The organism is Micromonospora desertarenae (assembly GCF_056150265.1).
In genome coordinates this window covers 562212-582241 of the sequence record NZ_JAXCFQ010000004.1, presented here as the reverse complement: position 1 = coordinate 582241, position 20030 = coordinate 562212, and the positions used below count along the sequence as shown (strand labels likewise).

Sequence of the window (20030 nt, the reverse complement as noted above, 5' to 3'; positions counted from 1 at the left end):
ACCACCTACGACGTACGCACCCCGCTCTACACCGCCGCCGGCCTCCTCCTCGCCATGACCGCCGTCACGTCGACCATGACCACCAACCGCCGGATCGAGACGGCGCTACGTAGTTCTTCCGACCGGGAGCGCCCGGCACAGGACAGCCACCCCGCCCCGCTGACCGATGCCGTCATCGCTGCCTGACCGATGCCGTCATCGCTGCCTGATCGGTGCACCCACCAGCTCCAGAAGTCACGACTGCCGGAAAGGCACCAGATGCTCTACTCGACCGCACGCGTCGTCACCGACCGCCCCCACCGCTACCTCAAGCAACTGGTCTCCCACATGGGGCGCAAGGTGCCCACCGAACTCGACGAGGACCGCGGGTCCATCAGGTTCAGCATCGGCAGCTGCCTACTCGTGGCCTCGACCGCCCACCTCGACATGATCGTCAAAGCCGGCACGGCGGACGCCGTCGCGGCGGTGGAGGACACCACCGCCGGCCACCTGCTGCGATTCGCGACCAGGGACAGACTCACCGTCGACTGGCTGCCCCTGGTACGCCCCGCCACAACCGAGGACGACGCCGCTCTCCTCGCCCTCGACCGTGCGGCGTGGACCGCCGGGTCAGGGCTCCCCTCCACCCGGGCCGAGGAGCGGACGGCCTACTTCACCGAACGACGCAAGCCCGAAACCCACCTGGTCGCCGCTCTCGGCGGCCAGCTCGTCGGCGCCGTGAGCACCCACCCGACGACCCCGTTCCCGGAAGGGGCCCACGTCTTCGGCCTGTGGAACCTGGTGGTGGCCGAGCAAGCCCGCCGCACGGGGATCGCCTCAGCCCTGCTGTCAGCCGCCGAACGCCGTGCCGGCTCACAAGGCGCGAAGAAAGTCGGACTGCGCGTCCTGGCCACCAACACCGGCGCCATACGGCTCTACGAACAGCACGGTTACACCGTCGAAGGCCGACACATCGACGAGTTCCTGATCGACGGCGCCTACGTCGACGACATCAGCATGGGCAAGTGCCTGACGACCAGTTCGGCTTCGACTCGGAAGGCGGCACGTTCGTAGCTCACCGCGCATACGCCGGAGCAGCGCCGATTCCCTCGACGGCACCTGGTCATCCCCAGGCTCTATGGACGTCAAGCTCCCCCGGTCTCACGCCGGCGGAGCTTGACCCCTTCGTCCAGAGCGAATGATCAGCGGCGGCCGAGCTGCGTGGGCGTCTGGGGCGAGCTGGTCAAACGGTCAGCGAGCGTCCATGGCCGTCCGTCGTTGCTCGTGCTCGTCGTCACCCAGGTAGTCACCCAGTCGAATCGACCACCTGAAGCCCGCGTCAGGACACCGGAGCCGATTCCGGTGCCATACGCGCGGCCGGTTTGGCCGTCGAGGTGCCGCGGGGAACGGCGAGGTAGGACAGTGCCAGCCCGAGCAGGCTGAACAGCGCGCCCGCCAGCCCGGTCCACCGCAGCCCGCCGGCGGCGACGATCGCGCCGCCGAGCGCTGAACCCACAGCGGCTCCCAGGTTGAACGCACCGACGTTGACCGACACCGCCAGCGTCGGCGCCGCGCCGGCGTGCTTGAGGATCAGGCCCTGAAGCGGGGCGATCGTCGCGGTTGCCAACAACCCGAGCAGCAGCACCGCGACGACCGCGGACGGCTTCCACGCAACGGCCACCGGGAACACCACGAGCACCCCGACCAGCCCGCCGAACACGCCACGTACCGTCGCGCTCAGCGACCAGTCGGTGAGCCGTCCCGCGGCCAGGTTTCCCGCGAAACTGCCCGCCCCGTATGCCAGCAGCAGCCCCGACACCACGGGCGCGGTGAACCCCGTGACCTGCGTCAGCAACGGTGCGATGTAGGCGAAAACCAGCATGACGCCGGCGAATCCGAGCGCCGTTGTGGCAACCGTCACCAGCACCGGCCGCCGCGCCACCACCCGCAACTCCTCCCGGATGCTGGTGTCTTGAGCGGCCTGGCGCGGCATCACCACCGCCAACAGCGCGGTGCCCGCCAGGGCCAACGCCGTCAGAACCACAAACGGCGCCCGCCACCCGGCCCGCTCGCCGAGCAACGCGCCCAACGGCACGCCGAGCAGGGTAGCGACGGTGAACCCCGACGCCACGGCCGCGACCGCACGACCCACCCGCTCGGCCGGCACCACCTGCGTCGCCGTCACCAGCGCCAACGCCAAGAACGCGGCGTGGCTCAGCGACGACACCACGCGCCCGGCCAGGAGCGCCGCGAACGTCGGCGCCCAGGCGCTCAGCGCGCTACCGGCGGCGAACAGCAGCATCAACCCCAGTGCCACGCCCTTGCGCGGCAGTCGTGCGGTCGCGATCGTCACCAGCGGACCGCCGATCACCACACCAAGCGCGTAGGCGGTCACGGCCTGCCCCGCCGTCCCGACCGACACACCCAGATCCCCACCCATCTGAGGCAACAGTCCGGCAATCAGATACTCGGAGGTCCCGACGACAAACACGCTGGCGCACAACGCCGCCAGAATCACGAAGCTCTTTCTCACGAACGGAAAGCTAGACTCTGACATGGGTGTCAGAGTCAAACCTGAGTGAGTGGGGCCACATGCGCATCGGGGAACTGTCGCGCCGCACCGGCGTCCACGAGCGGCTACTGCGCTACTACGAACAACAAGGGCTACTCCAGCCCAACCGCCGCCCCAGCGGCTACCGCGAATACTCCGACAGCCACGTCGAAACCGTCCGTCGCATCCGAAGCCTGCTTGCCGCAGGCCTGAGCACCAACACCATCGCCACCGTGCTGCCGTGCCTCCGCGACGACAACGAACGCCTGGTACCGACCTGCCCGGACCTCGTCACCGACCTCTGCCAGGAACGCGACCGGATCACCGCCGCCATCACCGAACTGCAGGCCTCGCGGGCCATGCTCGACACCGTCATCAACGCCGCACCCGAGGACATCGCCAGCCGCGCCCGCACCAACCTCGCTGCCTCGACATCTCAAGCCAGGACTGGTCCGGCGCGCCCGTCATCCGCGGATGGCCGGCGTCGGAGATCCGGGGGAACCCACCGTGCGAGCGTTTGAACCCCTGCCCTCGCAGCACCGGCCCGACCTGCTTGGCGATCATGTTCAGGTACGCCTGCCGTACCGGACGCTCCAGGCCAAAGATCGCATTGGCGGGTACGACAACGAAGCCGAACGGCGCTGCTGTACTTGACTGCTGTACAAGATCGGCAAAGGCCGTCTCCGACTATCGGAAACGGCCTTTGAGCTGGGTGGAGCTGAGGGGATTTGAACCCCTGACCCCCTCGATGCGAACGAGGTGCGCTACCGGTCTGCGCCACAGCCCCTCCGCCGGCGGACCGGCGAGGTCCCACCCGGCTGACACCGGGCGGGCCGGCGACAAGGCTAACAGGTCGCCGGCCTCCGCCGCGAATCGCCCCCGGCGCGCCGCGCCCTTGATCGACTCCGGTTCCCGGATCCGGGGGCATCCCGCCGCCGGGACACCCCCGGATCGCGCATCTCGCGCCCACACCGCCGTGCCGGGCACGAACCGGTCAGGCCGAGTGTGAGCCGCGACCGGACTGGTAGGGGCGGCCGCGCAGGCCACCGGCCCGCCGGTAGGAGACCGAGCCGCCGTTGGCCGCCGCCGGCAGGTCGGCCGGGCGGTCCAGGCCCATCGCGGCGCGGCGTACCACCTCGCGCTGGGCCGCGAGCCGGCGCTGCGCCTCCCGGCGGGCCGCCGCCCGGCGGGCCTGCTCCCGCCGCACCTCGGCCTGCCGGGCGGCCAGCCAGGCCGCCTCCCGGGCCCGCGCCCGCCGCCGGCGGCGATCCGCCACCGCCCGGCTGCGCAGGTGTGCGACGTACGCGACCAGCAGGGTGGCGGTCACCGCGAAGCTGATCCAGAAGCCGGGGCTGACCACGATCACGCCGATCAGCTCGACGAAGTTGAGCAGCAGCAGCGCGGCGAGCACCCGCCGGCGGCGATAGACGGCCGGGGTGTGCTGCCGGCGCGGCGGGGGCCGGCGGCGGGACCGGTTCGGCGCGGGCGGGACGGCGCGCAGCCGCTTCGACCGGCGGGGCGCGGGCGGCGCGGAGACCGGGGCGCTGAGCCCACCGGTGGCGGCGTTCTCACTGAGTGTGACGACAAGCGCACGGGACGGGTTGACCGGCCGCCGTCCCGGGACAGTACGGCGCCGCCGGCGGCGCTGGAGCACCCGCGCCGTCGACTGCGCCCGCTCCGCCACCAGCCGCTCGGTGGCGTCGTACCGGCGGACCAGCGCCGGAGCGAGGGCGAGCAGGCCGGCGGCGGCGAGGACGGCGAGGAGCACCGACGTCGGCACCCTCACCCCTCCCGTCACCGAGTTCGGAGCAACCGCTGGCCGACCGCAGGATCTTCCGCCGATCGGTCTCGGGTGCGCGGATCGTACGGGCGGACAGCGCTTGCCACAGCTTGCAGTTACTTGAGGTTACGGTCCACCTGCCCGGATGCTGACGCGCCGCGCCGATCCCGTGCGTGGGACGGCTCACCCCGTCCGGGTGCGGATCCGGTGCCAGCGGGCGAGCAGACCGCCCTCGGCGGCGACCTCCTCGCTGGTCATCGCGTATCCGATGTGGTCACGCCAGGCCCCGTCGATGTGCATGTAGCGCACGTGGTACGCCTCCTCGCGGAAGCCCAGCTTCTCCACCACCCGCCGCGACGGCCGGTTCTCCGGCCGGATGTTCACCTCGACCCGGTGCAGCCCACCGGGGCCGAAGGCATGGTCCACGGCGAGTGCCAGCGCGGTCGGGATGACCCCGCGACCGGCCACCCTGGAGTCCACCCAGTAGCCGACGTAGCCGGAGCAGAACGCCCGCCGGACGATGCTGCCCACGTTCAGGTGGCCGACCAGCCGCTCCCGCCCGCCCTCGCGCAGGCAGACGGCGAACGGCATCCCCTCGCCGGTACGCGCCGAGCGCCGCTGGTCCCGGTACACCCAGCGGAACGCGGCCGGCGAGTTCAGCTCGTCCCAGCTGCCCGGCAGCGACGACTCCCAGGGCGACAGCCAGGCCTGGTTGGCGCGGCGCACCTCCGACCAGGCGGCCGCGTCCGAGCGCCGGTACGGGCGCAGCAGCACGGGACCGTCCACCAGCACCACCGGCCAGCCGGGTGCCCGTCCGGGGTTGAAGAGACTCACCGGGCGGACCCTACGCCCGCGACCACCGGCCTCGGAAGGGCACGCCGCAGGCTCACCGACGTCGATCCAGCAACAGCACGTCCACGGTGGATCCGGCGGCCGCGGTGGTGACCCGTTCGCCGAGCACCATCAGCCCGTTCGCCTCGGCGAGCCCGGAGAGGGTGAACGGCCCGCCGCTGAGCGGCTGCACCGTGTAGCCGCCGCCGCGCCGCTCCGCGACGTGCGCCGGCCGGAACTCGCGCAGCCCGGCCGGGGAGGAGATGGTCTCCAGCAGGTGCGCCCGCACGCTGGGCCGGAACACCGGCTCCGCGCCGGCCAGCAGGTTGATCGCGGGGCGGGCCAGCACCTCGAAGCCGATCAGGGCGGCGCCCGGGTCGCCGGGCAGGCAGACCACCGGCACCTCCTCGGCGCCGACGGTGCCGAAGCCGAGCGCGGTGCCGGGATAGAGCGCGACCTCGGTGAAGGTGACCGGCCCGGCCCGGCCGCCCTCCCGCCGGGAGAGGATCCGGCGGACCATGTCGCCGGGGCCGGTGCCGGTGCCGCCGGTGGTGATGATCAGGTCGGCGCGCAGGGTCTGGTCCTCCAGCAGCCCGCGCAGCCCCTCCGGGTCGTCGTCGCAGATGCCCACCCGGTACGCCAGCGCGCCCGCCTCGGCCGCGGCGGCGGTCAGCGCGTGCGAGTTGGCGTCCACCACCTGGCCCGGCTGGCTGCCCCGGCCGACGTCGACCAGTTCGTCGCCGGTGGCCACGATGACCACCCGGGGGCTGGGCCGGACCACCACGTGGCCGATGCCGGTGGCGGCGAAGACCGCTACCAGCGCGGGCGAGACGTAGGTGCCGGCCCGGGCGAGCAGGGTGCCGGCCGGCAGTTCCTCACCGGCCCGGCGTACCCCGTACCCCCGCTTGGGCACGCGGAAGATCTCGACGGCGGCCATGCCCTGGTCGGTCCACTCCACCGGGACCACCACGTCGGCCGCGATGGGCAGCGGCGCCCCGGCGGCGACCGAGAAGCACGAGCCCGGGGTGAGCCGGACCGGCCGCCAACTGGCCGCGCCGAGGTCGCCGACCACGTTGAGCCGCACGTTCCGGCCGCCGGCCGAACCGGCCTGGACGGGCACGTAGCCGACGCCCCGGCCGCCCCCGGCGATGTCCTCCCAGCGCGCCGCGTAGCCGTCCACGGCCGCCTGGTCGAAGGCCGGGAACGCGTGCGGCGCGACGACGTCCTCGGCGAGGACGTTGCCGTGCGCCTGGGTGAGGTCGAGGTCGAGCGGAGGCAGCGCGCGTAACCTGCGCAGCACGCTGCCCAGGTAGTCGGCGAGCGGCGTCAACTCGTTGGCGGCCGCCTCGGCGTCGGCCGTCGCTGTCATGTACCAGATCCGCCCGCCGTGTCGGCGTTGACGAACTCGACCAGCCACTTGCGGAACTCGGCGCCGAGGTCCTCCCGCTCGGCGGCGATCTGCACCACCGTCTGGAGGTAGCCCAGCGGCATCCCGGTGTCGTAGCGGGTGCCCCGGTAGACGATGGCGTGCACCGGGACGCCCTCGTTGCGCAGGATCTCCATGGCGTCGGTCAGCTGGATCTCCCCGCCGCTGCCCGGCTCGGTACGCCGGATCGCGTCGAAGATCGCGCCGGGGAGCACGTAGCGGCCGAGCACCGCGAGGTTGCTCGGCGCCTCCTCCGGCTGCGGCTTCTCCACCATGCCGGTGACCTTCACGACCTCGCCGATGTCGGTCAGCTCCGCCTCGGCGGGCTCGACCGAGGCGATCCCGTACCGCTTCGTCTCGGCCGGGTCGACCTCGAAGAAGGCCAGCACCACGCCGCCGGTGCGGGCCTGCAGCTCCAACATGGCCGGCAGCAGCGGCTGGTCGAGCTTGACGAACTCGTCGCCGAGCAGCACCGCGAAGGGCTGGTCGCCGACGTGCGACTCGGCGTACCCGACGGCGTGGCCGAGACCGAGCTGCTCGGGCTGCCGGACGGTGTAGATGTCGGCCAGCTCGCTGGGGCGCTGCACCGCGGCCAGGATGTCGGGCTTCTTCTCCAGCCGGGCCTCCAGGTCGGGGCGGCGGTCGAAGTGGTCCACCATCGACGTCTTGCCCCGACCGGTGACCAGCAGGACGTCGGTGATGCCGGCCTGGGTGGCCTCCTCGACGATGTACTGCAACACCGGCCGGTCGACCACCGGCAACAGCTCCTTGGGCACCGCCTTGGTGGCCGGCAGGAACCGGGTGGCCAGACCGGCCGCCGGGATGACGGCCTTGACCGCGCGGGAGCGACCGGTTGCGGCGGTCGCCGTGGAGGGCTTCGCTGAGTGCTCCGACATGTCGCGAGACTATCGGCCACGGGTCTGCCGTGGCGGGTGTGGCCCGGAAGACGCGCCGCCGGCCGGTCCGGTCCGGCCGGTGTCCGGGGTGGCCCCGCACGGTTCGGGCTCGCCGGGCACCGGCTCGCCGGCCGGCGGGGCCGGGCCGGCACCGGCGCGGGGGAACCCGTCCGCCGGGCTGACCGCGGCCGCCGGCACCGGGATCTCCCGCACCGGCGGGGTACGGCGCGCGCTGACCACCCGCCAGGTGTCCCGGCCGGCGTCCTTGGCGGTGTAGAGGGCGTCGTCCGCGGCGTCCAGCACCTGCTGCCCGGTCGTGCCGTGGTCGGGGTAGACGGCGATGCCGATGGAGACGGTGACCCGCAGCGTCACCGGCGTGCCGCCGTGCCCGTGCACCGCGATCGGAGTGTCCCGGATCGCCGCGCCGAGCCGGTCCGCCACGATCGCCGCGCCGCGGGCGTCGGTCTCCGGCAGCAGCACCACGAACTCCTCGCCACCCTGGCGGAAGGCGAGGTCCACCTCGCGGATCTCGCCGCGCACCCGGCGGGCGAACTCGGCCAGCACCGCGTCCCCGGCCGGGTGCCCGTAGGTGTCGTTGACCTGCTTGAACCGGTCCAGGTCGAGGGCGAGGACGCTGAGCATCCGGCCGAACCGGTTGGCCCGCTCCACCTCCCGGCGCATCGACTCACGCAGGTAGCGGTAGTTCCACAGCCCGGTGAGCGGGTCGGTGAGGGAGAGCCGCTGCGCCTCCTCGTGCACCCGCACGTTGTCCACCGCCACCGCCGCGTGCCCGGCGAAGGTGCGCAGGGTGCTCAGGTCGTCGTCGTCGAACTCCTCCGCGCCGAGCCGGTCGTAGAGGGCGAGCACGCCGAGCGCGCCGGCCGGGGCCGCCGGGTCGGCGCCCGCGCGCGCCGGGTCGCCGGGGCGGGTCGCGCTCTCCGCGCCGCGTCCGGCCGGGTCGGCCGGGGCGCCGCCGGGCGCGGCGAAGGGCACCGCGACGTACGTCTGGCAGCGCGGCTCCCCCGCCGGGGCCTCGGACGGCTCGATCCGGCCGCGCCGGGGCTCGCCGGTGGCCGCGACCGTGCCGACCACCCCGGTGCCCACCGGCACCCGCAACGGCGCCGAGCCGGGCGGGTCGTCCGCCGGCAGGCGCCCGTCCAGTCCTTCGGTGCACTGCGCGACGAGCACCCCACCGGCGTCCAGCAGCAGCACGGCGCCGGCCCGGGCGCCGGTCGCCGCGATCGCGCTGTGCAGGATGACCCGCAGGATGCGTTGCAGGTCGTGGGTGCTGGCCAGGGTGTCGCCGAGCACCGCCAGGTGCCCGCGCAGCTGGTCCCGGCTGCTGGTCAGGGCCGCCACGTAGCTGCCGGTCTCCCGGGTCATCCGGTTGAAGGCGCCGGCCAGCCGGCCGATCTCGTCCCGGCTGCGCACCGGGACCCGGGTGCCCAGGTCACCGCCGGCGACCCGGTCCACCGCACCGGCCAGCTCCACCAGCGGCCGGGTGGTCACCCGGGCCAACCGCCAGGCCACGGCCACCGCCAGCAGGGCGGCCAGCAGCACCGCGCCGACCAGCGCGGCCCGCAGGCCGGGTGGCTGGTCGCTGGGCACGGAGAGCACCAGGGGCAGCGGCTGCCCGGAGGTGGGGCCGACCCGGCGGACGTACCGGCCCTCGGCGGTCTCGGTGACCGACTCGCCGTCGACCGTGCCGGCGGCGGCCAGCACGGCGTCGCGTACCCCGGTGGCCTCGGTGGTGTGGGCGACCCGGGCGGGCACGGCGGCCCCGTCGAGCAGGGTGACCGCCACGCCGGTGACCGCCGCCAGCCGGGCCACGAAGGCCGGGTCCACCGGCTGCGCCGCGGCGACCGCGCCCAGCCCGGCGCCGGCCGGGTCGCGCAGGTCCACCCGCGCGGCGAGGGCCGACACCGGCCCGAACGCCGGGGTGGCGGCGGCGCAGTCCCGCCACGGGGCCGGCGGCGAGCCCGGCGTGGCGTAGGTGAGCCGGCCGGCCGGGTCGGTGACCCGCACCGCGGCGGCGAGGCCGCGGCTGACCACCTGGCCGGCGGCGCCGGCGCGGTCGGGGGTGAGGGCGACCGCGTCGGCGGCGGCGCGTAACTGCTGGCAGAGGGCGTCGACAGCGGTACGCACCGTCGCCGCCGCCACGGCGAGGCGCTCGGTGGAGCGGCTGCGGTCGACGGCCGCTACGGTCGAGGCCACGAAGAACGCTCCGAGCAGCACGGGGCCGAGCACCACCGCCAGGAAGGCTGCGGTCAACCGCCCACGTAGCGTCACTCGGTCCCCCCGGAAGTTCCGCCGATGCTGCGATGCTGACACAGAGCGACCAGGTGAAAGGCGTTGCGTCAGGAGTGTTGCGTGCCGGATTTTTCTGATGGAGCGGAAGCGGCCGATGTGGCACATGTGGCGAAGCGGGATGCCCGCGCCGCGCTGCTCGCGCGCCGCCGGGCGCTGACCGGTGCGCAGCGAGCCGCCGCCGCCGCGCGCGTCCAGGCCGAGCTGGTCGCTCTGGTACGCCGGCTGCGCCCGCGCCGGATGACCGCGTACGTGCCGGTGGGCAGCGAGCCGGGCGGGCCGGAGCTGCCCGAGGTGCTCGCCGCGGCGTTGCCTGCCGGAGGTGAGCTGCTGCTGCCGGTGCTCCGCGCGGACCTGGACCTGGACTGGGCGCCCTGGACCGGCCCGGACGGGCTGGTCGCGGCCGGCCGGGGCATGCGGGAGCCGACCGGGCCGCGGCTGGGCCGGTCAGCGGTGGCCGGTGCCGAGCTGGTGGTGCTGCCCGCGCTGGCCGTGGACCGCCGAGGGCTGCGGCTGGGCCGCGGCGGCGGCTCGTACGACCGGGCGCTGGCCCGGGTGCCGGCGGCGGCGCTCACCGTGGTGCCGCTGCACGACGGTGAGCTGGTCGAGGCGGTTCCCGCCGAGCCGCACGACCGCCCGGTACGCGCGGTGGTCACCCCCGCCGAGGGCCTGCGTACGCTGGACACCGCGTCGGGCATCGCGCCAGGTGTCGCGCCCCACACTTCCGCTGGACGAACCCGGGGCACATGACGCACCATTGGCACTCGAATACGTCGAGTGCCAACCGGCCGTGCCAGATTCCGGAGGAGAACGTGCCCACGTACCAGTACGCCTGCACCGCGTGCGGCCACCAGCTCGAGGCGGTGCAGTCCTTCTCTGACGAGCCGCTGACCGAGTGCCCGGCGTGTGAGGGGCGGCTGCGGAAGGTCTTCAACTCCGTCGGCATCGTGTTCAAGGGCTCGGGCTTCTACCGCACCGACTCCCGCTCGTCCGGCTCGGAGACGGCCACCAGCGGCGCCAGCAAGCCGGCCAAGAGCGACACCTCCTCGACCGGCACGTCCGGGTCGTCCAACGGGTCGAGCGGCTCGGCGTCGAACGGCTCCGCCGGCTCGTCCAGCTCCTCCTCGTCCAACGGCGGGTCGACCAGCAAGGCCCCGGCCGCCAGCAGCACCGCCTCCTGACCGGCACCGCCGCCGCTGCGGTGGCGCGCCGCGCCGGCGCGGTTGCCTGGTCAACTCGTCGCGCCGGGGCCGTGGCGGGCGCCGGGCGCGGATGGGCGGGGTCGCGGTGGCGTAGCAGAAGTCGCTGCCGCGCGGGCGTTGTCCACAGGTCGCGGCGTTGTCCACAGGTTGCCGACGGTGAGCCGACGGATCGCCGCCGCGCCGCCTAGCCTGCTGCCCACGGGTGCCGGGGCCGGCCGGTACCCGGTCCAGGCGGCGGGGAGGCAGCCATGGCGAGTGGCGACGCGGTCTCCGCGAGAGCGTTACGCCCGCTGCGCCGGCCCCGCCTGCCCCGGCGTACGACCCTGTTCCGGGCCGGCCTGGCCGCGGCGCTGCTCGGCCTGGCGGCGGCCGTCCTGCACACCCCGGCCGGCTGCCCGCCCGGCCCGGCGGGCTTCCGCCCACCGCCCGCCGCGCCGTCCGGCTCTCCCGACGGCGCACCGCCCCGGGCCGCCGGTACGTCGGTGACCGGACATCCCGCCGGGCGGCAAGCCGGCAGCGGAGACCGCTCGGGTGTGCCCGGGGGCGTGGATCAGTCCGGGGCGCTCGACGGCCGGGACCGGCCCGGGACCGGTCCCGGGGGTGGTGAGACGGTGGCGGGCCCGGACGGGCGGCCGGCGCCCCTACCCCTGCCCAGCGGGGCGGTCGGCGTGCCGGTCGGGCTGGCCGAGCCGGCCGCGCTCGCGGTGGTACGCCCGGGCACCCGGGTCGACCTGCTCGCGGTGCCGCCGGGCACGGACGGCCCGGGGATCCTGCTGGCCTCCCGGGCCCTGGTGCTCGACGTGCTCGGTGCGGACGCCCTCGACGCCGGCGCGGCGCTCTACCTCGCGCTCCCGCCCGACCAGGCGCGCCGCGCCGTCAGCCAGCCGGAGGGCAGCCGCTTCGCCGTCGTGGTACGCGGATGACCGGCACCGGACGGCCAGCCGCACCCCGGCCCGCGCGATCGTCCCCCGCCGGGCTCGTCGCGGGGTCCGCTGCTGATCGACTCCGTATCGCCGATATGGCGGTCTCCGGGCGGCGGCGACACCCCAATGTCGCCGAAACGGTGTCGATCTCCGACCAACACCGCCACCGCTCCCGGCCCGCGTCGCCCGAGCGCGCCGGGCCGGTGGGTCAGTCCCAGTGCGGCGGGCGCTCGGCGAGCAGCCAGTCGTCGTTCCCGCCGGCCCGCTCGCCCCAGCCCCGGTCGGTGTCGTCAGCGGTCTGCTCGGGCAGCACCACGAAGTCGTCGCTCAGGTCGACCGTGCGGTCGTCGTCGCCGCGTACCGGCGTACCGGGGTCCTCGGTGCTCACGAGCGGCAAGACTAACGCAGCAGCGCCTCGGCCGACCGGCACCGAGCCGGTGGGACCGGCCGCGTCCGGCCGGCCGTGGGGCGGGTGCGTTGGTAGCGTCGGACGGCGTGACGACCCCCAGCTCCGGCAGCTCCCCGGACGACTACTGGCGGCGACCCGACGCCGGCGCCGAGGGTTCGCCGACCCAACCCCCCGTCGCGCCGCCCCAACCTCCTGCCGCGCCCAGCCAGCCGGCCCGGACCACGCCGGTCCCGGGCGATCCAGTCTGGGCCCCGCCGGCCGAGCCGGCCCAGTCCCCCGCACCGGCACCGGCACCGGGCAGGTCAACCTGGACCCCACCGGCCGAGCCCGCCGGGATCCCGCGGTCCGAGCCGGCCCGGACCCCACCGCCGACGCCGGGTGGTTCAACCCGGACCCCACCGGCCGAGCCCGCCGGAACCCCGCGGTCCGAGCCGGCCCGGACCCCACCGCCGACGCCGGGTGGTTCAGCCTGGACCCCGCCGGCCGGTCCGGCCCCCAACCCGCCCCCGGCCCCACCCGGTTGGCCGGCCAGCGCGTACGCCGGTCCCCCGCCGCCGACCACATCGGGTCGGTCGGCGGGCGGATACGCCGGTCCGCCGCCGACCGTGCCGCCACCGGCCGGGTGGCGGCCACCGGTACACCTGCAACCGCCACCGCCCCGGCCGCTGCCGCCGCAGGACATGGTCGGGCTCGACGCGGCGGAGCAGCGGGCGCAGCGGGTCACCTGGGGTGTGGGCGTGGTGGCCGGGGTGGTGCTGGCGGTGCTCTGCTGCCTGCTCTGCTCGCGCGTCCTCTTCTGACCGGCCGGGTCGCCCGCGGCCGGACGGCCGGCGGCTCAGGCACTGGCCGGCCGACCCGCCCGCAGCCGGGGGGCCGGCCGGCAGCTCAGAAGGTGTTGCCCCAGACGGCGTCGGCCCCCGAGTGCCCGGTCAGGTAGACGTACACCACGGACGCGGCCCCCAGAGCGATCACCACCACCGACAGCGCCGGGACTGCCCAGTTGGGCAGCCGCGGCACCCGGGGATGCCCACTGGTCAGCGCGACCAGCAGCAGGGCGCCGATGCCGAGCGGCAGGGTGTACCGGAACAGCAGGTCGCCGTACCGGGAGTGTTCGTAGATCTTGTCCAGGATCTCGCCCTGGAAGCCCCGCGCCACCTGGTGGTCGGTCAGCCGCTCCCCCGACTGGACGGCCACCCACGCGGTCACCGGCGCGATCACGGCGAGCACGCCCACCGCCCAGTCCAGCCGGGACCGGAACCGGGGCAGCGCCACGTACGCGGCGGAGAGGAGCGCCAGCAGCGGCACGAACACCACGACCGCGTGCACCACCAGCACGTGTACTGGAAGACCCAGCACCTTCAGGAACATCGACAACCTCCGGGGCAGCTCGCGGTCGCGGGATGCCAGCGTACGGTGCGCCGGTCGACCCGCCCAGGACTCTCACCGGGTCACACGCGCCCCCGGCCGGCCCGGTTCACCGGACTCGCGACGATCTTCACCGAATGATCGGCAGCGCTCCCATCGAACTCGACTGGAAGATCAACGCCGGTCACCGGGCTGTGGTCGGGGCCACCTCGTCGCGGAGCTCGGTTGTCGACCTCGTTCGCCCGTGCTGTCATTGGCACATGTCGAGTGGCGAGGATCTGCTCCGGTCGAGGGGCCTACGGGTCACCCGGCCGCGCCTCGCCGTGCTCGAGGTGCTGGCCGCCGGCGGCCACCTCGAGGTGGACGAGATCACCCGGCGGGTGCGCGAGCGCCTCGACTCGGTCTCCACCCAGGCCGTCTACGACGTCCTCGGCGCGCTGTCCCGGGCCGGCCTGTCCCGCCGGATCGAGCCGGCCGGCAGCCCCGCCCGGTACGAGGCCCGGGTCGGCGACAACCACCACCACGTGGTCTGCCGGGGCTGCGGCGAGATCGCCGACATCGACTGTGCGGTCGGCTCCGCCCCCTGCCTCGACCCGAACATCGACAACGGCTTCGAGGTGGACGAGGCGGAAGTGACCTTCTGGGGCCTCTGCCCGGCCTGCCAGGCCCGCCGCTCCGCCGACGACTGACGCCGACCGGCCCGGCGGCCCGGTCCGCACGGCACGGCCGGGTCGAGCCGGTCTCCCACCACCACCGGGGCGAAGCACGGCCGCCAGGCGAAGCACGGCCGCCAGGCGGAGCACGGCCGCCGGAACCGCCCCCGGCCGTGGCACGCTGGTTCGGTGAACTCGGATGACGTCGGCCTGTTCGGCCCCGGCTCGGTGACCTGGAAGGTGCACGAGGAGCCGATCCTGCTGGTCGCCGGCCTGCGCTCGCTCTACCTCCAGGCGTTGCACCCGCGGGCGATGGCCGGGGTGGCGCAGAACAGCAACTACCGCACCGACGCGTGGGGACGGCTGGTCCGCACCGCCACCTACGTGGCCACCACCATCTACGGCACCACCGCCGAGGCCGAGGCGGCCGGGCTGCGGCTGCGCCGGTTGCACGCCCGGATGCGGGCCACCGACCCGGCCACCGGGGAGGAGTTCCGGATCGACGAGCCCGACCTGCTGCGCTGGGTGCACGTCACCGAGATCGAGTCGTTCCTCGACACGGCGCGCCGGGCCGGGCTGCCGCTGACCGACGACGAGGTGGACGGCTACTACACCGAGCAGCGCCGGGCCGCCGCCCTGGTCGGCCTGGACCCGCAGAGCGTGCCCGGCACCGCCGCCGAGGTGGCGGAGTACTACCGGCGGATCCGCCCGGAGCTGCGGATGACCCGGGAGGCGGCGGAGACCGCGCTCTTCCTCACCGCCCCGCCGCTGCCGTGGAAGCTCAGCCTGCCGGTCCGGGTCGGCCTCACCCTCGGCCCGCCCCGGTGGGCGTACTTCGGGATCGCCGGCACCGCGCTGGCGCTGCTGCCGGCCTGGGCCCGGCGGATGTACGGCGGCCTCGGCCTGCCGACCACCGCGCTCTCGGCGGACCTGACGGTGCGGGCGCTGCGCCTCGCCCTCGCCGCGCTGCCCCGCCGCTACCGGGAGGGGCCGATGCAGCAGGCGGCCAAGGCGCGGGCCGCCCGACTCACCGCCACCCCACTGGGCGGCTGACCGGCGACCGGGGTCGGCCGGCGGCGGCCGGCCACGAACTCCGGGAAGGCGGGATCACTCCTGACCGGGGAGCGCGTCGCTGGGCCGCTCGATGGCCGCCCACGGCTCCTTGCCCGGCGCCTGCGCGCCGGCCGGGCAGCTGCGCCGGTAGTCGCACCAGCCGCAGCGGGGGCCCGGCGTGGTGGGGAACTCCGCGTCGGGGTCGCCGCCGTCGGCGACGGCCCGCTCGGCGGCCATGATGTCGCGCGCGGTCTCCTCGGCCCGGGACACCTGCCGGGCGAGCGACTCGACGGTGTGGTCGTGCCCGGCCACCGTGCCGGTGGGCAGGTGGTGCAGCTCCACCCGGCGGCACGGCCGGCGGAACACCCGCTCGGCCGCGTACGCGTAGAGGGCCAGTGCCTGCGAGCCGCGCGCGTCGTCGGCGTCCAGCCCGGTGCGGCCGGTCTTGTAGTCGACGATGACCAACTCCGGGCCGTCCGACCCGGTGCGGGAGTCGATCCGGTCGGCCCGGCCGTTGAAGGCCAGCACCCCGGTCTTCACCGCGACCACCCGTTCCACACCGAGCGGCTCCTCCGCCGGGTCGAGGGTGGCCACGTAGGACTCCAGCCAGCTCAGCGCCCGCCGGTAGGCGGACCGCTCCTGCTCGTCGTCGCGGTAGCCCTCGCGGACCCAGGTGCCCTTGAGCAGCCCGGCCAGGGCCTCCGGCCGGCGTCGCTCGGGCGGCAGCGCGTACCAGTTGCGCAGGGCGGTGTGCACGCTGGCGCCGAGGGAGTTGTGCGCCCAGGGCGGGCCCTTGGGCGGGGTCGGACGGTCGACGTAGGAGTAGCGGTAGCGCCGGGGGCAGTCGAGGTAGGTGCCGAGTTTGCTGGGCGTGCAGACGAAGAGCCGCTCGGGCATGCCGTCGAAGCCGAGCTGCTCGGGCTGGGCGTCACGGGGTCGGGGCGCCCGGCCCGCGGCGGACGGTCGACCGGCAGAAGAGGCTCGTCGCACACCCGGATCCTGCCATCCGACCCCGACAGAACCGGTACGGCGGTCAGGCCCCGCCGGTGTACTGGGTCACGAAGGCCGCCACCGCGTCCGCGATGAGCTGCACGGCGATGGCGGCCAGCAGCAGACCGGCGATCCGGGTGAGCACCTCGATCCCGCCCGGACGCAGGATCTTGACGATCCCGCCGGAGAACCGGAGCACGATCCAGACCGCGAGCATCACCGCCACGATCCCGGCGGCCACGGCGGTGTAGTCCGCCGCACCGTCGGACTGCTGGACGAAGAGCATTGTCGCCACGATCGCGCCCGGCCCGGCCAGCAGCGGCGTGCCGAGCGGGACCAGGGCGATGTTCGAGGTGGTCTGCTGGCTCGGGTCGTCGGTCTTGCCGGTCAGCAGTTCCAGCGCGACCAGGATCAGCAGCAGGCCGCCGGCGGCCTGCAACGCGGGCAGGTCCACGTGCAGGTAGTCGAGGATGGTCTGCCCGGCCACCGCGAAGACGACGATCACCCCGAGCGCCAGCGCGACCGCCTGCCAGGCCGCCCGGTTGCGGTCCCGGGCCGGCAGCGGACCGGTCAGCGCGAGGAAGATGGGCATCATGCCCGGCGGGTCGACGATCACCAGCAGGGTCACGAAGACCTCGCCGAACAGCTTGACATCCACGTGATCAAGGTAGCCGTGGCGCCGGGGGCGAAAACGCGGATCAGCCGGAAGCGACCTCGGTCACCCCGGACGCCTCGGCGACGATCCGCTCGTACGCCTCGGGGGCGGTGTGGAAGGCGCCGAGCCGCACCGTCTTGTGCGTGCCGTGGAAGTCCGACGACCCGGTCACCAGCAGGCCCAGCTCGGCGGCGAGCGCGCGGACGTGCGCCCGTTCGGCCGGCGAGTGGTCCTCGTGGTCGGCCTCCAGGCCGGCGAGGCCGGCTCCGGCCAGGTCGGCGATCAGCTCGTCCGGCACGATCCGTCCCCGCCGGGTGGCCCGGGGGTGGGCGAAGACCGGCACGCCACCGGCCGCCCGGACCAGCCGGACCGCGTGGAAGACGTCGATGTCCTCCTTGGGCAGCCGGTAGCGCTCCCCCAGCCAGTCCGGCCCGAACGCCTCCGTGGTGCTCGCCACCAGGCCGGCCCGGATCAGCGCCTGCGCGATGTGCGGCCGGCCCACCGTGCCGCCGGCCGCGGCGGCCAGGATCTCCGGCCAGCTGACGTCGATGCCGTCCGCCCGCAGCAGCGCCACGATGCGCTCGCCGCGCACCTGCCGGGCGAGCCGCACCCGGGCCAGCTCCGCGACCAGCGCGGGGTGCTCCGGATCGAAGAGGTACGCCAGCAGGTGCAGCGGCACCGGCGAGTCCGGGCCGTACCAGCGGCAGGAGAGTTCGGCGCCGCGCACCAGGCGGAGCCCGGCCGGCAGCGCCCGCAGCGCCGGCTCCCAACCGGCGGTGGTGTCGTGGTCGGTGAGCGCCACGACGTCCAGCCCGGCGTCGGCGGCCGCCCGCACCAGCTCGGCCGGGCCGAGGGTGCCGTCACTGGCGGTGGAGTGGGTGTGCAGGTCGATCCGCGGGCGGGAACTCACCGCCCGACGCTACCCGGCCGGCCCGCCGCCGGTCATCCGGTGACCACCACCAGGCGCTCCCCCGCGCGCAGCCCCGGCACCGGGGTGGGGGTGGCCCGCTGGCCGGCGAGCACCGGTTCCACCGCGGCCCGGACCAGGCCGCCCGCGGCGTCGGCGTAGACCACTGTCTGGTCCGTCTGCCAGGCGACCGCCCCGGCCAGCGGCGGCCCGGCCGGTCGCGCGGTCAGCGTGCCGGAGGCGAGCGCCGTCAGGTCGACCAGGAGCGCGGCGTCCCCGCCCTCGGCGCGCCCGTTCAGCACCAGCCACCGGCCGTCGGCCGAGACCGCGCCGCGGCCGTCGGCGGCCAGGCTCGGCCCGCAGGCGGTACGCGCCGGGGTGAGGCCCGGGTCGAGCAGGGCGAGGCAGGGCCGGCGCGGCGTGCCGGCGGACACCTGGGCGACCAGCCGGCCGTCGGGCAGGCGGCCGTAGACGTGCCGGCTGGTGTCGCCGGCGCCCGGTGCCGGCATCTCGCCGCCCGGCCGCCAGACGAGGTGCCCGGGCCGGGCCGGGTCGAGGCGGACCAGCACCCGGTCGCCGACGAACCGTACCGGCTCCGCCGCGGCCGGCAGCGCGGCGCGGACGGTGGCGACGAGCTGGCCGCCGACGATGCCGGCGGCGACCAGGTCGGCGCCCTCCCGCCAGGCGACCTGGCGTCCGTCGTCGCTGAGCGCGATCTGCTCCGCGCCGGCCAGCAACACCTGCGCCGCGCCCCGCGGCGGCACCAGCCAGAGCGAGCGGCCGGCGGCGGTCGGTGCGCCGACCACCAGCCAGCCACCACCCTCCGGTGCCCGCTGGGCCCGCTCGGCCGGGCCGACGTCGAGCAGCGGGATCCGGCCGCCGTCCGCGCCGGCGAGGGTGCTGCCGATGATCAGATCCACCCCACCGCGGTCCGGGCCGACCGGTGCGGTCACGGCCGCCGTCGGTTCCGGCAGCGGCGAGGCGTACGGGTCGCCGAGCACCACTGTCGGCGTCCGGTGCGGCCCCTGCTCCTCGCCGAGCTGCGCCATTCCGGTGGTCAGCAGCGCGGTGGCCACCGTGGCCAGGGCCAGCCCGGCGACGGTGCGCCGGCGGCGGATCCGGTCGGCCCGGCGGATCGCCAGCCCGGCCGGGTCGGTGGCCAGCGCGTGGGGCACGGCGACCTGGCGGGACAGCGTCTCCCGCACCGCACGTTCCAGGTCGTCCTGCCGCACGTGGACTGGACGCGTCGGGCCGGCCGTCTGGTTGCCACGGCGACCCGACCGGGTGGTCACCGGGCCTCCATGGCGACGGTGCCCGCCGGTACGCCGGACCGGACCGGCACGGTCACCGGGACGGCCTCGGGGTCCGGCTCGGGTGTCGGGGCGGCCTTCGCCTCCGCCGGCGCCCCGGCGGGCACCATCGTCGGGGCGTCCGGGATGGGGGCGGTGGCCGGGGTGGCCGTCGCGGCGCCCGACCGGGGGGCCGGTGCGGCGCCCCGGCCGGCGGCGCGCCGGGCGGCGGGCGGCCGGGCCGGCGTCGGCTCGGCCTCGGCGGGCAGGTCGAGGGCCGCCTCGGCGCCCAGCCGGCGGCGCAGGGTGTTCAGCGCGCGGGAGGTCTGGCTCTTCACGGTGCCGGGTGAGATCTCCAGCAGGGCGGCGGTCTGCGCCTCGGACATGTCCTCGTAGAAGCGCAGCACCAGCACCGCCCGCTGCCGGGCGGGCAGGGCGTTCAGGTGCCGCCAGAGCAGGTCGCGGTCGAGCTGCTGCTCGATCTCGTCGACCCCGGCCCGCTCGGGCAGCACCTCGGTGGGGCGCTCACCGTGCCAGCGCCGCCGCCACCAACTGGTCGAGGTGTTGACCATGACCCGGCGGGCGTACGGCTCGATGGCCTCGATCCCGCCGAGCCGCTTCCAGGCCAGGTACGTCTTGGTCAGCGCGGTCTGGAGCAGGTCCTCCGCGGTGGCCCAGTCACCGGTGAGCAGGTACGCCGTACGCAGCAGGGCGCCGGAACGGGCCGCGACGAAGTCGCGGAACTCCTCCTCCAGCGGGTCCCTGCTCGCCACGTCCACCTCCGCGCCCTGTCCTGCCTGGCAGGCTGCCATGC

The 20030-nt window shown here is 75.3% G+C and carries 21 protein-coding genes, 1 tRNA gene and 1 pseudogene; 9 read left to right on the top strand and 14 right to left on the bottom strand.

Annotated elements, in window-relative coordinates; translation table 11 throughout:
- Positions 1-186, top strand: a pseudogene (locus SM577_RS11590) (MFS transporter); the annotation flags it as partial.
- A 72-nt stretch (positions 187-258) separates the two neighbouring features.
- On the top strand, positions 259-1053 hold the full coding sequence (locus tag SM577_RS11585; protein ID WP_474586862.1) for a GNAT family N-acetyltransferase: 795 nt from the start codon (positions 259-261) through the stop codon (positions 1051-1053).
- A 265-nt stretch (positions 1054-1318) separates the two neighbouring features.
- On the opposite strand, the gene SM577_RS11580 is transcribed toward SM577_RS11585, so the two are convergent.
- Complete coding sequence (locus tag SM577_RS11580) at positions 1319-2512, bottom strand: MFS transporter (protein ID WP_302918365.1); 1194 nt, start codon at positions 2510-2512, stop codon at positions 1319-1321.
- Positions 2513-2571: 59 nt separating this feature from the next.
- Here SM577_RS11580 and SM577_RS11575 point away from each other — a divergent pair, with 59 nt between their 5' ends.
- Positions 2572-3051, top strand: a complete 480-nt coding sequence (locus SM577_RS11575; protein WP_474586861.1) for a MerR family transcriptional regulator — start codon at positions 2572-2574, stop codon at positions 3049-3051.
- A 192-nt stretch (positions 3052-3243) separates the two neighbouring features.
- Here the strand turns inward: SM577_RS11575 and SM577_RS11570 are convergent.
- The 6 genes from SM577_RS11570 to SM577_RS11545 all read right to left on the bottom strand — a co-directional run bounded on the left by SM577_RS11570 (position 3244) and on the right by SM577_RS11545 (position 9752).
- A tRNA-Ala gene (locus SM577_RS11570) sits at positions 3244-3317 on the bottom strand.
- A gap of 207 nt (positions 3318-3524) precedes the next feature.
- On the bottom strand, positions 3525-4316 hold the full coding sequence (gene sepX / locus SM577_RS11565) for a divisome protein SepX/GlpR (protein WP_474586860.1): 792 nt from the start codon (positions 4314-4316) through the stop codon (positions 3525-3527).
- Between the two features lie 177 nt (positions 4317-4493).
- Complete coding sequence (locus SM577_RS11560; protein WP_302918738.1) at positions 4494-5102, bottom strand: GNAT family N-acetyltransferase; 609 nt, start codon at positions 5100-5102, stop codon at positions 4494-4496.
- A 94-nt stretch (positions 5103-5196) separates the two neighbouring features.
- Positions 5197-6510 (bottom strand): molybdopterin molybdotransferase MoeA, encoded by a 1314-nt coding sequence (locus SM577_RS11555; RefSeq protein WP_474586859.1) that lies wholly within the window; start codon positions 6508-6510, stop codon positions 5197-5199.
- On the bottom strand, positions 6507-7463 hold the full coding sequence (locus tag SM577_RS11550) for a UTP--glucose-1-phosphate uridylyltransferase (protein WP_474586858.1): 957 nt from the start codon (positions 7461-7463) through the stop codon (positions 6507-6509). Before SM577_RS11550 ends, SM577_RS11555 begins: the two co-directional genes overlap by 4 nt.
- Before the next feature lie 9 nt (positions 7464-7472).
- Positions 7473-9752 (bottom strand): GGDEF domain-containing protein, encoded by a 2280-nt coding sequence (locus SM577_RS11545; protein WP_474586857.1) that lies wholly within the window; start codon positions 9750-9752, stop codon positions 7473-7475.
- Positions 9753-9869: 117 nt separating this feature from the next.
- Between SM577_RS11545 and SM577_RS11540 the strand changes: the two genes are divergently transcribed.
- From SM577_RS11540 to SM577_RS11530, 3 genes are all read left to right on the top strand, one after another.
- Positions 9870-10520 (top strand): 5-formyltetrahydrofolate cyclo-ligase, encoded by a 651-nt coding sequence (locus SM577_RS11540; protein ID WP_474582625.1) that lies wholly within the window; start codon positions 9870-9872, stop codon positions 10518-10520.
- Positions 10521-10582: 62 nt separating this feature from the next.
- Positions 10583-10951 carry an FmdB family zinc ribbon protein gene (locus tag SM577_RS11535; RefSeq protein ID WP_474582626.1) on the top strand — a complete coding sequence of 123 codons (369 nt, stop codon included), beginning with the start codon at positions 10583-10585 and terminating at the stop codon, positions 10949-10951.
- A 269-nt stretch (positions 10952-11220) separates the two neighbouring features.
- On the top strand, positions 11221-11895 hold the full coding sequence (locus tag SM577_RS11530) for a flagellar biosynthesis protein FlgA (RefSeq protein ID WP_474586856.1): 675 nt from the start codon (positions 11221-11223) through the stop codon (positions 11893-11895).
- A gap of 208 nt (positions 11896-12103) precedes the next feature.
- Here SM577_RS11530 and SM577_RS11525 read toward each other — a convergent pair whose 3' ends face one another.
- A complete protein-coding gene (locus tag SM577_RS11525) occupies positions 12104-12283 on the bottom strand; it encodes a hypothetical protein (protein ID WP_167181392.1) in 180 nt (59 codons plus the stop codon).
- A gap of 626 nt (positions 12284-12909) precedes the next feature.
- Here SM577_RS11525 and SM577_RS11520 point away from each other — a divergent pair.
- A complete protein-coding gene (locus SM577_RS11520) occupies positions 12910-13104 on the top strand; it encodes a hypothetical protein (protein WP_474582628.1) in 195 nt (64 codons plus the stop codon).
- Positions 13105-13189: 85 nt separating this feature from the next.
- On the opposite strand, the gene SM577_RS11515 is transcribed toward SM577_RS11520, so the two are convergent.
- The gene (locus SM577_RS11515) at positions 13190-13672 is read right to left on the bottom strand and encodes a DUF2231 domain-containing protein (protein WP_302918374.1); all 483 of its coding nucleotides are present in this window, start codon (positions 13670-13672) and stop codon (positions 13190-13192) included.
- A gap of 257 nt (positions 13673-13929) precedes the next feature.
- On the opposite strand from SM577_RS11515, the gene SM577_RS11510 reads away from it, so the two are divergent.
- Complete coding sequence (locus SM577_RS11510) at positions 13930-14358, top strand: Fur family transcriptional regulator (RefSeq protein WP_302918375.1); 429 nt, start codon at positions 13930-13932, stop codon at positions 14356-14358.
- Between the two features lie 153 nt (positions 14359-14511).
- Positions 14512-15375 carry an oxygenase MpaB family protein gene (locus SM577_RS11505; RefSeq protein ID WP_302918376.1) on the top strand — a complete coding sequence of 288 codons (864 nt, stop codon included), beginning with the start codon at positions 14512-14514 and terminating at the stop codon, positions 15373-15375.
- A 54-nt stretch (positions 15376-15429) separates the two neighbouring features.
- Here SM577_RS11505 and SM577_RS11500 read toward each other — a convergent pair whose 3' ends face one another.
- The 5 genes from SM577_RS11500 to SM577_RS11480 form a co-directional block, all read right to left on the bottom strand.
- Complete coding sequence (locus tag SM577_RS11500) at positions 15430-16272, bottom strand: RecB family exonuclease (RefSeq protein WP_474586877.1); 843 nt, start codon at positions 16270-16272, stop codon at positions 15430-15432.
- 136 nt (positions 16273-16408) lie between these two features.
- Complete coding sequence (locus SM577_RS11495; protein WP_474582629.1) at positions 16409-17023, bottom strand: MarC family protein; 615 nt, start codon at positions 17021-17023, stop codon at positions 16409-16411.
- 40 nt (positions 17024-17063) lie between these two features.
- Positions 17064-17930, bottom strand: coding sequence for a PHP domain-containing protein (locus SM577_RS11490; RefSeq protein ID WP_302918379.1), 867 nt, complete (start codon positions 17928-17930; stop codon positions 17064-17066).
- Positions 17931-17962: 32 nt separating this feature from the next.
- A complete protein-coding gene (locus SM577_RS11485) occupies positions 17963-19219 on the bottom strand; it encodes a hypothetical protein (protein WP_474586855.1) in 1257 nt (418 codons plus the stop codon).
- Positions 19216-19989: a SigE family RNA polymerase sigma factor gene (locus SM577_RS11480; protein WP_474582632.1), complete on the bottom strand. Its 774-nt coding sequence runs from the start codon at positions 19987-19989 to the stop codon at positions 19216-19218. The genes SM577_RS11485 and SM577_RS11480 overlap by 4 nt, the downstream gene beginning before the upstream one ends.
- Between the last annotated feature and the right edge of the window lie 41 nt (positions 19990-20030).

Excerpts from the sequence above, each read along its gene's own strand:
- SM577_RS11585 (WP_474586862.1), top strand. The coding sequence starts at position 259 with ATGCTCTACTCGACCGCACGCGTCGTCACCGACCGCCCCCACCGCTAC.
- SM577_RS11575 (WP_474586861.1), top strand. The coding sequence starts at position 2,572 with ATGCGCATCGGGGAACTGTCGCGCCGCACCGGCGTCCACGAGCGGCTA.
- SM577_RS11555 (WP_474586859.1), bottom strand. The coding sequence starts at position 6,510 with ATGACAGCGACGGCCGACGCCGAGGCGGCCGCCAACGAGTTGACGCCG.
- SM577_RS11550 (WP_474586858.1), bottom strand. The coding sequence starts at position 7,463 with ATGTCGGAGCACTCAGCGAAGCCCTCCACGGCGACCGCCGCAACCGGT.
- SM577_RS11530 (WP_474586856.1), top strand. The coding sequence starts at position 11,221 with ATGGCGAGTGGCGACGCGGTCTCCGCGAGAGCGTTACGCCCGCTGCGC.
- SM577_RS11515 (WP_302918374.1), bottom strand. The coding sequence starts at position 13,672 with ATGTTCCTGAAGGTGCTGGGTCTTCCAGTACACGTGCTGGTGGTGCAC.
- SM577_RS11510 (WP_302918375.1), top strand. The coding sequence starts at position 13,930 with ATGTCGAGTGGCGAGGATCTGCTCCGGTCGAGGGGCCTACGGGTCACC.
- SM577_RS11500 (WP_474586877.1), bottom strand. The coding sequence starts at position 16,272 with ATGCCCGAGCGGCTCTTCGTCTGCACGCCCAGCAAACTCGGCACCTAC.